The sequence below is a fragment of the Phycisphaerae bacterium genome (assembly GCA_035275405.1).
Taxonomy (GTDB): Bacteria; Planctomycetota; Phycisphaerae; order UBA1845; family UTPLA1; genus DATEMU01.
The window spans coordinates 314,639-329,817 of sequence record DATEMU010000001.1; the positions used below are offsets into that span (position 1 = coordinate 314,639).

The window sequence follows — 15,179 nt, forward strand, 5'->3', positions numbered from 1 at the left end:
TCCTGATCAGGCGATCACGCCTGACCCTCTATCCAGAACCGGTTTTTTTCCGCACTCCGGGCATCGCTCCGCGTCAGTGCGGCCGTGCAGATCGTAGCCGCAGTTATCGCATACGAGAACGCCGATCAAGTGGAGGCGACGGCGCAGCGGCCCCAGACGATCAAAGATGCGCAGTTCACGCTTCCAATAATAACCATAGAGAACGACAATGTAGACGATCGTAAAGAGGGCCACATTCCGTGTCAGTCCCATGAAAAACCAGGCGAACATGCAGGCAGCGAGCGGGACCATGCTCACAAAGGGCCTGACCTCGTAGATCAAGACCGCTCCCGCGGGCCCATCAGTGATCCGGAGCCATGCTCGCGGCCAGGCTCCCATGTGCCACCATTTCCTGCGAAAGCAAAAGCCCTCGCCTCTCTCGCGCGCCACCAATGGAGTCAGAGATAATGATTCTCGGATGGACTGGCTGGCGATTTCAGCCGAGACGTCAGTTTGCCACTCTTCATGGTGCAGCGCTGGGCCGAGTGGCCAATACCGTGCATTTAGGCCGAAGAAGAGCGCGCACTCGACCAGAGAGAACACGACAATGACGGCAGTGACCGCTAAGACGCCTAAGAACATAGGTTCGCGTCATTTACTCCAAGGCCGTGTCGATGGTGGTGACTGACCAACCTACGAATTGGGCACTTGGATGCACACGTTCTTCGGCTCCGTAAAAAACCGCAGCGCCTCCTCGCCGCCTTCGCGCCCGAGGCCGCTTTGTTTCATTCCGCCGAAGGGCACGCGCAGGTCGCGGACCAGCCAGCAGTTGATCCAGACCGTGCCGCTTTGAATCCGCTCGGCGAGGCGATGGGCGCGGGGGAGGTTCTGGGTCCAGACGCTCGACGCCAGACCGTAGTCCGTCGCGTTGGCGTACTGTACGACCTCGTCCTCCGACGAGAACGGCACAATCGCGGCGACCGGGCCAAAAATCTCTTCGCGGTTAACGCGGCAGTCGACGCCCAGATCGGTGATAACGGTCGGCTGGAAGAAATAGCCTTCCTTGCAGCGGTCGCTGATCTTCGCAGGCGGTCCGCCGCCGCAGCGAATCTTGCCGCCTTCTTTCTTGGCAAGATCGACGTAGAAAGTTGATTTCTCCAACTGGGCCTTGGAGACAAGAGCGCCCTGCTCGGTGTTTGGTTCCAGTGGATCGCCGACCCGGAGCTTGCCGGCCGCCTCCGTGAAGCGCTCGACGAAACGGTCATAAATCGGCTGCTCGACGAAAATGCGCGAGCCGCAGAGGCAGATCTGACCCTGGTTGGCGAAGGCGGCGCGAAGCGTGGCGGGTATGATCTGTTCCATGTCCACGTCGGCAAACACGATCGTCGGATTCTTGCCGCCCATCTCCAGCGAGAGCTTCTTGAACAGCGGGGCGCAGCTTTTGGCGACTTCCCGGCCCGTGACGGTACCGCCGGTGAACGAGATCGTGCCGACTTTCGGATGCGCGGTAAGAGCCGCACCCACCTTCGAGCCCAGACCGTGGACGATGTTGAGCACGCCAGCCGGCAAACCGGCCTCGCGGCAAATCTCGGAAAGGAGATACGCCGTGAGGGGCGTGACTTCGGACGGCTTGGCGACGACGGTGTTCCCCGTCGCGATGGCGGGGGCGACTTTCCACGTCAGGAGGTAGAGTGGCAGATTCCACGGCGAGATGATCCCGCAGATGCCGCGGGGTTGGCGGAGCGTGTAATTGAGGGCGACGCCGTCGGTCACGTGCGTCTCGGAATGCGCGTGGAGGATGGCAGTGCCGAAAAAGCGGAGATTTGCTGCGGCGCGGGGAATATCCATCGAGCGGGCGAGCGAAAGGGGCTTGCCATTGTCGATCGACTCGGCGCGGGCCAGCTCGTCGGCCTTCGCATCAATCGCGTCGGCGATGCGAAGCATGATGCGGCAGCGCTCGGCCGCGGGCGTTTTCGACCAGTTGGGAAACGCCCGCTCGGCGGCTTCGACCGCGCGCTCGACATCCGTCGCATCGCCGTTGGGCACTAGCGAATAGACCTTGCCGGTCGCAGGCTCGATATTGTCGAGATACTGACCGGACGCCGGATCGGCGAGTTCGCCGTTAATGTAGTGTTTGATCTTGAGCATGGCCTACAGGCTCGCCGTACGCCCGCCATCCACCGGCAGATTTATACCGGTGACATAACTCGCCGCCGGTGAGGCGAGGAAGGCCGCCGCCGCGGCAATTTCGTCTGGGCTGCCGAGCCGGCCCATTGGGACGCGGGCGACCATTTCCTGGCGGACTGCGTCTTCCGGCTGGCCGCCAGCCCTCGCCTTCGCGCCGATCAGTTCTTCCAGCCGCGCTGTTGCGGTATAGCCCGGCAGAAGGTTGTTGACCGTAATGCCGAACCGGGCGACTTCCCCGGCAGTCGTCTTGGCCCAGGCGGCAACGGCCCAACGCGTCGTGTTCGAGACGCCCAAGCCCGGTATAGGTTCTTTCACCGACAACGAGATAATATTGATGATTCGCCCATAGCCCGCCTCTTTCATTCCTGGCAGCACCGCCTGCACAAGGAGCTGATTACAGACGACATGCCGGGAAAAAGCCTGCAAGAAATCCTCTGGGTTGGCATCGACAATCGGGCCGTGCGGCGGGCCGCCGGTGTTGTTGAGCAGGATGTGGACCGGCCCAGTCTCCTGTAAGTGCCGGGCGACCTTGTCGGCCAGCGTGTCGGGGTCGGAAAAATCGGCGCAGACAACACGGTGCATCTGACCCGCGGAGATGTCCAGTTCCCGGCGGACCTTGGCAAGGGAATTCTCGTCGCGAGCAATCAACGTCACTTCGGCCCCCAACCTCGCGAACTGCAGGGCGCAGGCGCGGCCGATCCCTTGCGTACTTCCGCAGGCGATCGCCCGCTTGCCGGTCAGGTCAAAGATGTCAAAGGCCTTCATGGAAAGCTCCCGGCGATTGGGGGGACTCGGTGGCGATTCTAAGCGGCGAATCGCAAGTATGCCATCAAAGCGGCCGAAGGCGGCCGCTCTTTACCGCGCGAAAGTCGCGGGATGATGGTATCCTTACGGGGATGTCGACATCGGACGGGGCAACGATATCAGGAGCGGTTTCTCTGCACGGATTGTGGTCCGGAACGGCCTTTCATCTCTTCGGGTTGCACGCGGAGGAGGCGGCCGATCGATCCGGCATGGCCGTCCGACCGCGAGATCGAGCGCACGGTTCGTCAACGCCCGCGTGGGCGCTTTCCCCCGCGGAACTGCACGAAGTCGTCGGTGAGTTATCGCCCGATGGACTGCTTGCGTCCGTCGCCGGAACGTCGGCCCTCGAGCTGTGGTTGCCGTTTGACGAGGAGCGGGAACGACCGGTCATGACGGAGGGCGCCGTTCCGGCGAACGCCGTCGTGTTGCGGCGCTGCACCATTCCCGCGATCTCTTATGCGCCGGCGGACGGCGTGGATTTTCTGACCAGCCTGCCCACGTCGCCCGGTCATGTGTTGAGCGACAGCCTTGCGTATTGGGCGATTCTGGCGCGGTGGTCGCTATCCGTGTTGGCGCGGCAGCAGTTTTGCCCCGATGCGCTGGAGCAGCCCGACGGGCGTTGCGAAGCGCGCTGGCGGCTCTTCGTGCAGGACCGCGGTGAACTTTCCTGGTTGGAGCGCTTCGTCGCCGCCATGCCGCCGGTTTGTCGGGCGATCGCACGGCTGGAGGAGCCGCCGGCGGATGCGACGCGGCTGGTGGAGACCTTTCTGGCGGAGACGTGCGACGCCCTCGTGCGCCGCGGCTTGGCGGGGGACTCATTTTTTCAACAAATCCACCGGCGGGCCGAGGAGACCGGTGCGTGGGAGCTCGCCTGGCTGTCCGCGCTCATTGGAGCGCGGCGCGACGTGCAGGCCGAGAGTGATGGGAATTCCACCGGTGCGGATCGCGTTCGCGATTGGTTGGCCCGGGGCGAGGTCGATGCCGATGAGCCGGCCCCGGAATTGAGTTTTTCCTTGCACGAGCCGCCGCCGGAGGCAAGCCTGAAGGGCGCCCGCTGGCGGCTGGCGTTCGAGTTGAAATCGGGGAATGGCGAACTCGTGCCCGACCTGTCGAAGATCCTGGCGGAGCGCGGGGAAGCGGCGGGCCTCCTGGGCAGCCGACTGCTCACGCGGCGGCAGCATCTGATGTCGCAATTGCGGCGGGCGGCCGAGATTGTGCCCGAGCTGGGCCGATCGTCCGTTCGAGCCGCCGGCGGCGTCAGCCTGACCACGGCGGAGGCGCACCTGTTCCTGCGCGAGCGTGCGCCGCTGCTCGCCGCGCAGGGATTCGACGTGACCTTGCCGGAGTGGGCCGAGCAGGGACAGGCCCTCCTCGGGCTGCGGCTTCACGTTCGACCGCACGTAGACGACGCCGGCGGGACGCGCGATGTTTCGCTCGGCCGGTTGGGGCTCGGCAATCTACTGGACTTCGATTGGCGAATCGCCATCGGCGAACAGCAGCTTTCGCTCGACGAATTCGAAGCGCTGGCGGCCGACAAGGCGCCGCTCGTCAAGCTTCATGGCCGCTGGATCGGCCTGGATACGGATGCCGCCGAGCGGGCGCTGGATTTCATGCGCCGCCAGGCCGGCAAGCCGATGACGCTCTTGCAGGCGATGCGTCTGGCCGGCGGCGCCGAGGAGATCGATGCGGGCCTGCCCATTGTTGGCCTCTCCGGGGCCGAGTGGGTGGATCAGTTCCTGCGGGAGTCGGCGAATGCGGAGATTGAGACGTTTGAGCCGCCGCCGGATTTCGATGGAACCCTGCGGCCCTATCAACTTCGCGGACTCCACTGGCTGGCGTTTCTCGATCGGCTGGGGATCGGCTCCTGTCTCGCCGACGACATGGGTCTGGGAAAGACGATCCAGCTCCTGGCCCTTCTGCTCCACGAGCGGCGCGAAGGGCGGACCGTGGGGCCGACGTTGTTGTTTGCGCCCATGTCCGTGGTCGGAAACTGGGAGAGGGAGATACAGCGATTTGCCCGGTCGCTCAAAGTCCTTGTCCATCACGGGCCCGCGCGAATGACGGGCGACGAGTTTGTCGAGGCATCGAATCGCCACGACGTTGTGCTCACCACCTATGGCCTGGCGGGGCGCGAGCTGCGTGACTTATCACGCATTCAGTGGCATCGCATCGCCATGGACGAGGCGCAGAAGATCAAGAATCCCAGTGCGAACCAGACAATCGCCCTCCGCGCCCTGAAGAGCATGCACCGCGTTGCGCTGACAGGCACCCCCATTGAGAACCACCTCTCCGAACTGTGGTCGATCATGGAAATGCTCAATCCCGGCCTGCTCGGAAGCGCGTCGGCCTTTCGCAATCGGTTCGCGGTTCCGATCGAGAAATACGGCGATCACAAAAAGTCGGATCAGCTTCGTCAGTTGATCCGGCCGTTCGTCCTGCGGCGGTTGAAGTCGGATCCGACGGTAGCCTGCGACCTTCCGGAGAAGATGGAGATGCGTGTGTATTGCAATCTCACGCCGGAGCAGGCCGCCCTCTACGAGCGGACGGTCAGCGATACGTTGCGGCAGGTGGATTCGGCGGGCGGCATTCGGCGGCGCGGCCTGATCCTGGCCGCCCTGACCAAGCTGAAGCAGATCTGCAATCACCCGGCTCACTTTCAGAAGACCAGCGGCCCGTTGGACGGCCGCAGCGGAAAGTGCGAGCGGCTCGTGGAGATGCTGGAGGAGGTGCTGGAGGAGGGCGACGCGGCGCTGGTGTTCACTCAGTTCAAAGAGATGGGCACGCTCCTCAAAAAGCTGATGGAAGATCGCCTGCAAACGGAGATTCCCTTCCTCCACGGCGGTACGTCGATGCAGAAGCGCAATGACATGGTCGTCGGGTTCCAGGACCCGAAGGGGAAAGCCCGCATTTTCCTGCTCTCGCTAAAAGCCGGCGGGTTCGGTCTGAATCTCACCAAGGCCAACCACGTGTTCCATTTCGATCGCTGGTGGAACCCGGCCGTCGAGGAGCAGGCCGCCGATCGCGCGCACCGCATCGGCCAGTTGCGGCGCGTACAGGTCCACAAGTTCGTCTGCATCGGCACCGTCGAGGAGAGGATCGACCGGCTCTTGTCAGAGAAGAGCGCCCTGGCGGATCGGATCGTCGGGAGCGGAGATGAATGGTTGACAGGTTTGTCGACGCAGGAATTGCGGACGTACCTGGCTCTATCGGACGATGCGATTGGAGAATCCTGATATGCCGCGAAAGACAAGAACAGGATTGTCGCCTTCCGCCGACGTCATCCCGGCGGGCTTGCCGACCGACCCCCGAGGGTTCTGGCGAGCCTCGTCCAATCTCGCGATGCTTCGACCTCCGGACGACGTGGATCGGACCCCGACACTGAAACGCTTGGGCCCTTTGCCCTTCTCAGGCAGCGGGTTTCCATTGATGGGTTTTCTGGCGACGCTGTTCGAACATGTTGCCAACTCCGCTCGGGAGGAAGTGATGCCGGACGAGCATTCGGCCATCAACGAGTAACCAAAACGACCAGCGAGTGCCGTCGTTCTGTCATCCGAAAATTTTCCTCGATCGACGAAAAGCGCCTCGTGAAGCTTTCCCTTGGGCAGTCACGAAACGGCCCGCCGGCAGGTGTTTGGAAACTATTGTCCCTAAAGGAGATTGATGTACGGAAACGGCCAAAATCACAGGGCCGATCCGCTTCTCGGACGCCTCGGATCGAGTGGCCAAAAAATCTCAAAAAATCTTCGAGTAAGGACTTGACCTTAGGGTTTTATCCTATACGATATCTTCCGGTCCCACTAGAGAGCCTCCTTTCTCTACTCTCCGGCCCGAGAGGTAGGGACCAGGGATCCGCATCACCTGCGGGTCCCTTTTTTTGCGCATTGGTTTTTGAAATCGCATTCCCGCGCGAAAGCCGGCGCGGCTTTTGTTTCCGCGCCCTAATAGCTCATCGTCGCCACGACGCAGGATCCTGATTAAAAAACGATTCTAGCAGGGCGTACAACGCGCGATGATTCCTGCGGAAGCGCTGCGGCTGCTCGAAGAAGTGTTCCGTCACGACGGCGAAGAACTCGGCGGGATTCTTGGCGCCGTACGGATCGAAAAAGGTACGCCGCCCCCGCTGATCAGCGGCCACCAACGACTGATACTCGTCAGTCATGACCCGTTTCCATGTGGCACGTTCCTCGTCCGTTTTCAGCGGCGGCGCCCCGTCGGCCGCACCATCAAGATAATCCAGCGCGTGGGCGAACTCGTGCAGCACGGTATTATGACCATTATCGTTTTCACTGTAGGGTCCGCCGACGCTGTCCCAGGCCAGCAGCACGGGCCCGCCGCGCCACGTCTCGCCGATCTTGGAAAGGTCGATCTTGTAGCGGCGGCCGTCCGGCCCAATGGCCTCGATGATCTCGCCGAACTCGCTGGGATACAGGATCACTTCCCGGGTGCGGGGAAACAGACCCAGGTCCGGTCGTTTCAGGACCAGGAGACACGCGTAGGCAGCCACGACGACCTTCATTTCCGGAGTGACTTCGAGGTCTTGCGACCCCCAAAACTCCTTTTCGTCAAGAAAGGTTTGGACCTGTTGCGCCAGTGCGGCGCGCTGGGCCGGCAAAAACCGGCGATAAAAAGGAACGTGTTGCCCAAGAAGGCGCGGCCATTCCTTCGGCAGCACCTCATCCGCCAATGGCGGCTCAACCGTTTGGCGATTCCACAGCCGTTTCCACCACGACATTTCCAACATCCTCTTCCCGCGGGAACATATTCGTCCAGGATATCGTAGCCTGACAACACTGTCATTCGCGCCATCGCCGGAGCGACTACGATGTGAGTGCGGTCCAGCACGCGAGCGATGGGGCGGGAAGTTCGCTTGCCGGTCAGCGAGGAATCGGCGACACTGGGGATTCGAAAGCGAGGCAGACCGGCGATGGCAACGCCGTGCAGCCAACGGGCCGAGAGGGTTATCTATGATTGCGAGTTTAATGAACCGTTGTGCCGCCGATCGAAAGAACCTCCGCGGGTCGGTCTTCGCCGGCCTTATGGCGGTATTCGCCGTCGCGACCAACGCCGATACGCCGAAAGCGTCGGAAGCAGGGGGCCTGCGCGAAGAAATGCGGCGGATGATCGAAACCGCCAAGGACCGCGTCTTTCCCGCCCTCGTCAACATCCACGTCGTCACAGTAGACTATTGGGACGGCAAGGAGCACAAAGGCAGCGCCGTCGGCAGCGGCACGATCATTTCCAAAGAGGGCTACGTCGTCACGAACCAGCATGTGACGAATAATGGCAAGAAATTCAAGTGTACCCTGGCCGACAAACAGGAGATTCCCGCGACGCTGGTGGGGGAGGACCCACTCACCGATCTGGCCGTCCTCAAGCTCGATCTGAAGCAGCTCAAGACCTCGGCGGGAGACCTTCCCGTCGCGGAGTTCGGCAACTCCGATGAGCTTCGCGTGGGGGACCAGGTGATGGCGATGGGCTCGCCGCTCGCGCTGTCGCGAAGCGTGACGCTGGGCATCGTCTCCAACACGCAGCGCGTCTTCGCGGGTAGGGGCGACGACGATGTGGAGGAAATGGAACTGGAGAGCGGTCAGCGCACCGGTCTCTTTACTCTCTGGATTCAGCACGATTCGCTGATCCACCCCGGCAACAGCGGCGGGCCGCTCGTCAATATGAAAGGCGAGATCATCGGCGTCAACGAGCTGGGCGGCGCGGCCATCGGCTTCGCCATCCCCAGTAACCTCGCGAAATCCGTCGCGGCGGAACTGATCAAAAGCGGCGAGGTCGCGCGAAGCTGGGTCGGCCTGGCCTTCAAACCCATCGAAAAGACGGGGCTGGATCATGGCGTCCTCGTCAATTCGGTTGTCGACGGCAGCCCGGCTGAAAAGGCCGGCATCAAGGCGGGCGACGTGATCGTCAGCATCATGAGCGAGCCGGTCACGGTGCGCTTCGCTGAAGAGGTCCCGCCGCTCATGAAGCAAATCGCCGAGGCCCCGATCGGTTCGGAACTCAAAATCGGCTACGAGCGCGACGGCAAGGCCGGCGAGGCGACGCTTGTCACGATGAAGCTACAAAAGGACCGCGGCGACGAGACCGCCCTGCGGGCGTGGGGCATTACGGTCGAAGAAATCACCGAGAAGATGGCCCGCGATTACCGGCTGGACAGCGAGGCGGGCGCCATGGTCAGCAGCGTCCGCTCCGGCGGCCCTGCACAGCTCGCCGAGCCCTCACTCAATTCCGGCGACGTGATTCGCTCCATCGACGGCAAGGCCATCGACGACCTGGCCGCCCTGGTCGAGCGCTACAAGCAGATCATGCAATCCACGCCGCTGCCGGAATATCTCCTGATCCAGTTCGACCGGCAGGGCAAAGACCACGTCACCTTGATCAAGCCCAAGCCCGAGGAGGACGAAGACCCACCGCGCGAAGTACCCAAGGCCTGGATCGGCATCGCCACGCAGCCGGTCATCGACAAACTGGCCAAGAAGCTCGGCCTCGGCGATCAACTCGGCTTTCGGGTGACGAGAGTTTACCCCCGGACGCTGGCCGCCGAGTCCAACCTGAAAGTCGGCGACATCATTACCACGCTGAACGGCCTGAAAATGCAGCCGCGCGGGATGCAGGACGCGGGTCTTTTCGCCCGGGCACTCCGCAAGCTGGAAATCGACGGCAACGCCAAGCTCAAGGTGATCCGCGAGGGCAAGCCGGTTGAGCTGTCGGTCAAACTGGAACGAACTCGGCTTTCGCCGGAAGAGGCGCGAAAGGATCGCAATCGCGACTTCGAAATGACCGTCCGCGAAGTGACCTTCTTCGACCGAGACGAAAACCGCTGGGATGAGAACGTAACCGGCGTGATCGTCGAACAGGTGGAATCGGCCGGCTGGGCAGGGCTGGGCGGCATCGAATCCGGCGACCTGATACAGCGAATTGGTCAACACCCGATTAGCGGGCTCAAGAGCTATCGCAAGGCGATGAAGGCGGTCACCAAGGAGCAGCCGCAGCGCGTCGTCGTGCTGCTCTTGCGCGGCGTGCAAACAAGGTTTCAATACCTGGAGCCGGATTGGAAGCCGGTCCTGGACAAGGACAAGAAGGACGAGGTCGCGAAGGCCGGGGCGGCGGCCAAGGGCGGCTCGGACGGCGGCGACGCCTCAACCGCCGACAAGGAGTAATCTGAATGCTGAATTCGAAATACGGGCGGGCGTGTCTAGTGGGAATGGTCGGCGCGCTCGCCCTGTGCGGCGGGGCGCGGGCCGACGGGGCGGGCGAATATGCCAAGCTGTTGTTGGACACGACCCCGGCCCTCGTGACGGTCAAGTTCGTCCTCAAGATGGAGGGCCAGTTCGGTAAGCGTGAGACCGAGACCGAGATCACCGGCCTGATGGTCGATTCCAGCGGCCTTGTGCTATGCGCGAACTCCAAGCTCGGCCTGCCGCGGATCATGCGCAGTCTGGGCAGCGCGACGCCGACGGATATCAAGGTGCTGATCGGCGACGACACGGAAGGTTTGGAAGCGAAGGTCATGGCCCGCGACACCGAGCTGGACCTCGCCTGGGTCAAGATTAAGGAGCCGGGTGACAAGAAGTTCGCGGCCCTAGACCTCGGGAAGTCCGCTATGGTGAATCCCGGCGATCGCATCCTCACCCTTCGCAAAATGGCCAAGTTCTTTGACCGCGCGATTACGATCAGCGAGGGCCGCCTGGCCGGTCGCACCGCCAAGCCCCGCGACCTGCTCGTCCCCGGCGGCGGCATCGACGTCGAGCCCGGTCAGCCGATCTTCACCCCCGACGGCCGGATCGTCGGCCTCGTGGTCATGCAACTGCCGGACATGGAGGAAATGGAGAGTAACCCCATGGCCTTCATGGGCATGCGCTCGGACATCCTGAACGGGTTGATCCTCCCGATCGGCGAGGTCGCCAAAGCCACTGCGCGGGCCAAGGAACGGCCGGAGGATGAAGAGGACGACGCCGACGACGACGTAGGCGAGAAACCAGCGACAACCCAAAAGGCCGCTACGCCGGATGACGACGAAAAACCCGCCGCTGACAAAAAGTCGGATGACGATGACGACGAAGAATAAAAGGCCCTGCGCGAATCCGTAGGCCGATGAGTGTGGCACAGGCTAATAGCCTGTGCGAATCACACCGGCTATTAGCCGGTGCCACACGTCACCACATCCCCCACGCGAATCGTTCCCGCCTGCAAGACGCGACCATGCACGCCGCCCCGGCATTCGGGCTTGAGCGCCGCCTTGAGGCCATGGTGCAGCCGATCCATCAAGTCGCAGGGCTTGGTCTCCCCCTCGATCTTTAGCTGCACGTCGCCGACCGTTATCTCGCGGCCGATCAGATGCCCCAATCGCTCAGCGTCCACCAACACATTCGCCCGCCGCGTGTACCACGGCAGGTCGGACTCAAGCTCCTTCTGCACCTCGGCCCACTGACCAGCGGCGATCAGCGTGACGCCGCGATAGGCCTGCACCGCCAGATCGCCATCCAGCCCGCCGTCCACTCGCGCCTCCGCCTCGGCAACTTCGGTCATCTTCCCCTTGTCGCGGCAGCGCAGGGCGATTCCCAACACGCGGCCAATCTGTTGGTCGGTCATCTTTAGACTCCTGAAGGCGCAAGGTAGTCGTGGCCGTATGAGGGGGCAACCGCCGCTCAACTCGCTTGTAGAACGGCTTCGCCAGACCTACAATAGAATCATGATCGGCGAAGAAATCCGTGAAATGCTGGCCCGCGAGCCCTTCCGGCCCTTTCGCATCATCATGTCCAGCGGCGAAAAGTACGTCATCGACAACCCGGGCTCGGCCATGGCGCTCAAGTCCGAGCTTTTTGTCGCCATGGATGACGGCGAGCGCGTTCGCATCTGCCCCTATCTGCACGTGACCACGATCGAATACGTCAACGGCCGCGCGTCTCGCTTGCGCCGCCGCAAGCGCCGACGGTAATTCACGTTTATGTCCCCGGCGCGTTCTGCCGCTAGGAGTATGACGTGACTGTCCCCTGTCGATTGTTGCAAGGCGCGGTCATTGTAAGCTTTAGTACCCTGAGTGCTTGCTCAATCTATGTCCGCCAATTGGGGACCGGTATCACCGCGCGTTTCAACGACGAGTCGGGAGCGGCGATCGAGTCAGATGGATTTCTATGGGTCCAAAGGCACCGCTTTTTTACCCCGCGCGCCGACGACGAACGGTGGGTTTACGAGATCGTGGAGATTGAGCGGGGTCAGGCCCGCATTCCGGAAAGGCGTATCACACGATCGCTTAAATGGGGGTGGTACATCTTGCCCGCTTGCTACTATTACCCCGCCGAACAAGTGTCCTGGGTTCCATGTGTGACTGGCTTTTTGGGTTCAATGAATCCGGAATTTTGCAAGCATAACGACATTCGGCTGGAGCTGAGTTCGGCAAGGCGGTATGACGCAATCTGGTACTGGAGCGGTCTACTAAGTGCCGTTGAAGGACGCGAGTCGAGTAAGACATCGATGCAAGAGAACGATTTTCAACGACTAGAGACGTTTATTCATCGCGAATTGGACAGGCTTCAAGCCCCTTCTAGCGAACGCTCTGCTGACGTTACAGTTCATTAGGTAACACTTAATCAAGCCCCACCCGTGAAGAACGCCACGACCGTCTCCGTAAAAATCGTCAGCGGCACCAGAAAAATCGAACTGAAGAACGCCGTAATCACTTCCGTCATCGACGAAAACAGAACATCCAGTACGAAGTTCATGAAGATCCCTCTCAAAAACGCATCGACAGGCCTGCGCCGGTGAAGAAGTCGTCCGCCTCTTCGTTCAGACCGGCGCCGGTCCGCACGTCGAACTGCAGGTTGTCGGTGATCAGAAACGTAAAGCCCCCGTTGACCGTGTGGGCGCAGTCCGTCCAGCGGTCGTTCGGGTAGAAACCAAAATACTCGACGTACATCCCCATCCAGTCGGTCAGCGAGTAGGCCAGCGAGACGGAGGCCGACGTTTGGAAAAAGCGGCCCTCCTCGCTTGTCGGGACGGCGAGATTGAGATTGCCCGAGAGGGCGAAATCCGCCGGCAGTTCGTACGACCACAGGATCTTCACCTGCGGGTCCACGTCGCCGGAGGATTTCGTATCCGTGCCCGTCGGCAGAGAGAGTTCGCCGATCACGCCAAGTTCCGGTCTTAAACCCTCCTGCGGGAGCAGGTACCGTTTGAAACCGACGATCATGTCCGTCCCGCCGTCGTCGTGCTCCTCGCGCCGGACCTTGCGGCCAGAGTCGTTCTCTTCCATGAAGAGTTCCTCGGTCAGCGACCAGCCGGTCCAGCCGAGGCGCAGTTCCCAATCCTTGACCACGCCGATGCGCATCAACGCCTCGGGAAAGGTCTGATCGCTCACCCGCCGACCGTCCTCATCGTCGTACGTAAACGTGTAGCCGGTCTCCAATTGCACATGACCGAAGGGGACGGGCAATGTCGATTCCGTAAAGTCCGGCCGATCGGTCACCAGCGGCTCAGTCAGGGGCGCGGCCTCCAAGCCGAGGAAATTAATCGTCGGCTCGGCCTCGGCGGGTTGGCTGGTGGCTTCCTGCGCAAGGGATGTCGAGTCGTTCGCCATGGCCAGCGACACCAGGACGAACGCCGGCCCCCCGCGGCGTAGTACGTACTTTATTATTGAACACCTGCCCATTTATGTAGCCCAGACTACATCCATCGAACTGGGCGGTCAAGCGCCCGTTGCACCGGCGGATTGTCCGATGGCGAAAGGTCTGGCTTTTCCTACTTGCGACCGGCCTCCCGCGCCTGTAACCTGCGGCCAGGATTCGGCTTATGGCAAAAACTGAAATGAACACCGAAGTCCGCGCCGCCTATCGCACGACGCTGCTCGGCCGATTCGACGAACGCTACTTATCCCGGCCGCATGTCGACAAGGTTCTGTGGGGGATCCTCCTCGCCGTGCTCGTGACCGCAGGCGTCCAGGCAGCCGTGCAGATCCGCAAGGTCGATTCCAGCGCCTTCCGCGCCACCGGCGAACGCCGTAAGACCGCCCTCGGCCGCTGGATGCCCGACGCCCACGCACTCACCGCGGGCGAAAACCCCTACGGCCCCGGTCACTGGTTCCCCACGCCGCCACTCGTCCTGATCTGCCTCGTGCCGTTCACAAAAATGCCGCTCGCGCTGGCCGGTGGACTATGGGCGGCGCTGAAGATCGCCGGCGTCGCGCTGGCGTTCACGTTGTTGCATCGGTCCTTGGCGAAGAAAGGCGTCGTCGTGCCGACCGGCGTCTGGTTGATGACGGCGATCTTCGGCACACGGGCCGTCTTCTCCGACATCCAGCACGCCAACGTAAATACATTCGTGCTGATCTGGATTGCGCTGGCATGGACGCTGTTCATGAAGGGCAAGGATTTCTGGGTGGGGATCTTCCTGGTGGCGGCGATCGTCACCAAGATCACGCCCGCGTTGCTCCTACTCTACTTTGTTTACAAACGGGCGTGGCGTGTCTGCCTCGGCGGTTTGGTTGGCATCGCACTCTTTTTCTTCATTGTTCCCGGTATTTCTCTGGGCTTCACCCGCAACTGGGCGCTGCTTACGTCGTGGTACCACATGCTCGTCGAACCGTTCGCCCGCGAAGGCTACGCGGCTCTGGAGATCGCCAACCAATCGCTCTACGGCGTCCTCGTCCGTCTCCTCTCCAACGCCGGTATTCTCTCCATAGTCCATATGCCCGACCAACAGGCTTGGGCCAGCGGCATGGAGGAGATGGCCCGACCGGCGACGGCGCTGGGCAGGCTTCTGCGGCCGGCAATCACGTTGACGGCGCTGGCCGCGCTGGCGTGGCTATGCCGGGCAAAGACGGCGAAGCGCCAGGACCCTCGCCTGCTCCTCGAATTCGGACTGGTCTTGCTGGCGATGCTGCTTCTTAGCGAGCGGACGTGGAAGCACCACGCGACAACGCTTCCGCTGATCTACCTCGGCATCTGGTACGCGCTGACCTGCCTGCCGTGGAACGAGAAGTTCCGGTCCTGGGTCGTCGCCGGTCTGGGGGTGCAACTGGTCCTTTTGGTAGGGCTGAGTGAAGGGCTGGTCGGTGATCGCGTGGCGGACATGGCCCTCGACGGCGGGCTTTTCTGCTGGGGGCTCATCCTATGCTTTGTACAGTCGGCGATGTTGGTGAAGGCGCTGGAGGCCCGCGAGCCTCAGCCGAGCGCGATAGGCTGAAAGCACCCGAGGGCGGCTGCTCT

Annotated in this window: 13 protein-coding genes; 6 read left to right on the forward strand and 7 right to left on the reverse strand. The window is 62.1% G+C overall.

Features of this window, described 5'->3' with window-relative positions:
• Window positions 1-6: 6 nt before the first annotated feature.
• The 3 genes from VJZ71_01245 to VJZ71_01255 form a co-directional block, all read right to left on the reverse strand.
• The gene (locus tag VJZ71_01245) at window positions 7-321 is read right to left on the reverse strand and encodes a hypothetical protein (GenBank protein ID HKQ46674.1); all 315 of its coding nucleotides are present in this window, start codon (window positions 319-321) and stop codon (window positions 7-9) included.
• 351 nt (window positions 322-672) lie between these two features.
• A complete protein-coding gene (locus VJZ71_01250) occupies window positions 673-2,127 on the reverse strand; it encodes an aldehyde dehydrogenase (protein HKQ46675.1) in 1,455 nt (484 codons plus the stop codon).
• A gap of 3 nt (window positions 2,128-2,130) precedes the next feature.
• On the reverse strand, window positions 2,131-2,931 hold the full coding sequence (locus VJZ71_01255) for an SDR family oxidoreductase (protein ID HKQ46676.1): 801 nt from the start codon (window positions 2,929-2,931) through the stop codon (window positions 2,131-2,133).
• A gap of 248 nt (window positions 2,932-3,179) precedes the next feature.
• Here VJZ71_01255 and VJZ71_01260 point away from each other — a divergent pair, with 248 nt between their 5' ends.
• Both VJZ71_01260 and VJZ71_01265 read left to right on the forward strand, forming a co-directional pair.
• Complete coding sequence (locus VJZ71_01260) at window positions 3,180-6,203, forward strand: DEAD/DEAH box helicase (protein ID HKQ46677.1); 3,024 nt, start codon at window positions 3,180-3,182, stop codon at window positions 6,201-6,203.
• A 1-nt stretch (window position 6,204) separates the two neighbouring features.
• Entirely contained in the window at window positions 6,205-6,486 is a 282-nt protein-coding gene (locus VJZ71_01265; protein HKQ46678.1) for a hypothetical protein, read from the forward strand.
• Window positions 6,487-6,916: 430 nt separating this feature from the next.
• Here VJZ71_01265 and VJZ71_01270 read toward each other — a convergent pair whose 3' ends face one another.
• Complete coding sequence (locus VJZ71_01270) at window positions 6,917-7,702, reverse strand: M90 family metallopeptidase (protein HKQ46679.1); 786 nt, start codon at window positions 7,700-7,702, stop codon at window positions 6,917-6,919.
• Window positions 7,703-7,949: 247 nt separating this feature from the next.
• On the opposite strand from VJZ71_01270, the gene VJZ71_01275 reads away from it, so the two are divergent.
• Window positions 7,950-10,136: a PDZ domain-containing protein gene (locus VJZ71_01275; protein ID HKQ46680.1), complete on the forward strand. Its 2,187-nt coding sequence runs from the start codon at window positions 7,950-7,952 to the stop codon at window positions 10,134-10,136.
• Between the two features lie 5 nt (window positions 10,137-10,141).
• Window positions 10,142-11,044: a serine protease gene (locus tag VJZ71_01280; GenBank protein ID HKQ46681.1), complete on the forward strand. Its 903-nt coding sequence runs from the start codon at window positions 10,142-10,144 to the stop codon at window positions 11,042-11,044.
• A 71-nt stretch (window positions 11,045-11,115) separates the two neighbouring features.
• Here the strand turns inward: VJZ71_01280 and VJZ71_01285 are convergent, their stop codons facing one another.
• Window positions 11,116-11,568, reverse strand: a complete 453-nt coding sequence (locus VJZ71_01285) for an MOSC domain-containing protein (GenBank protein HKQ46682.1) — start codon at window positions 11,566-11,568, stop codon at window positions 11,116-11,118.
• Between the two features lie 100 nt (window positions 11,569-11,668).
• Between VJZ71_01285 and VJZ71_01290 the strand changes: the two genes are divergently transcribed.
• Window positions 11,669-11,914 (forward strand): hypothetical protein, encoded by a 246-nt coding sequence (locus tag VJZ71_01290; protein HKQ46683.1) that lies wholly within the window; start codon window positions 11,669-11,671, stop codon window positions 11,912-11,914.
• A 652-nt stretch (window positions 11,915-12,566) separates the two neighbouring features.
• Here the strand turns inward: VJZ71_01290 and VJZ71_01295 are convergent.
• Window positions 12,567-12,698 (reverse strand): hypothetical protein, encoded by a 132-nt coding sequence (locus VJZ71_01295; GenBank protein HKQ46684.1) that lies wholly within the window; start codon window positions 12,696-12,698, stop codon window positions 12,567-12,569.
• Window positions 12,699-12,709: 11 nt separating this feature from the next.
• A complete protein-coding gene (locus VJZ71_01300; protein HKQ46685.1) occupies window positions 12,710-13,552 on the reverse strand; it encodes a transporter in 843 nt (280 codons plus the stop codon).
• A 212-nt stretch (window positions 13,553-13,764) separates the two neighbouring features.
• On the opposite strand from VJZ71_01300, the gene VJZ71_01305 reads away from it, so the two are divergent.
• On the forward strand, window positions 13,765-15,156 hold the full coding sequence (locus VJZ71_01305) for a glycosyltransferase family 87 protein (GenBank protein ID HKQ46686.1): 1,392 nt from the start codon (window positions 13,765-13,767) through the stop codon (window positions 15,154-15,156).
• Window positions 15,157-15,179: the final 23 nt, after the last annotated feature.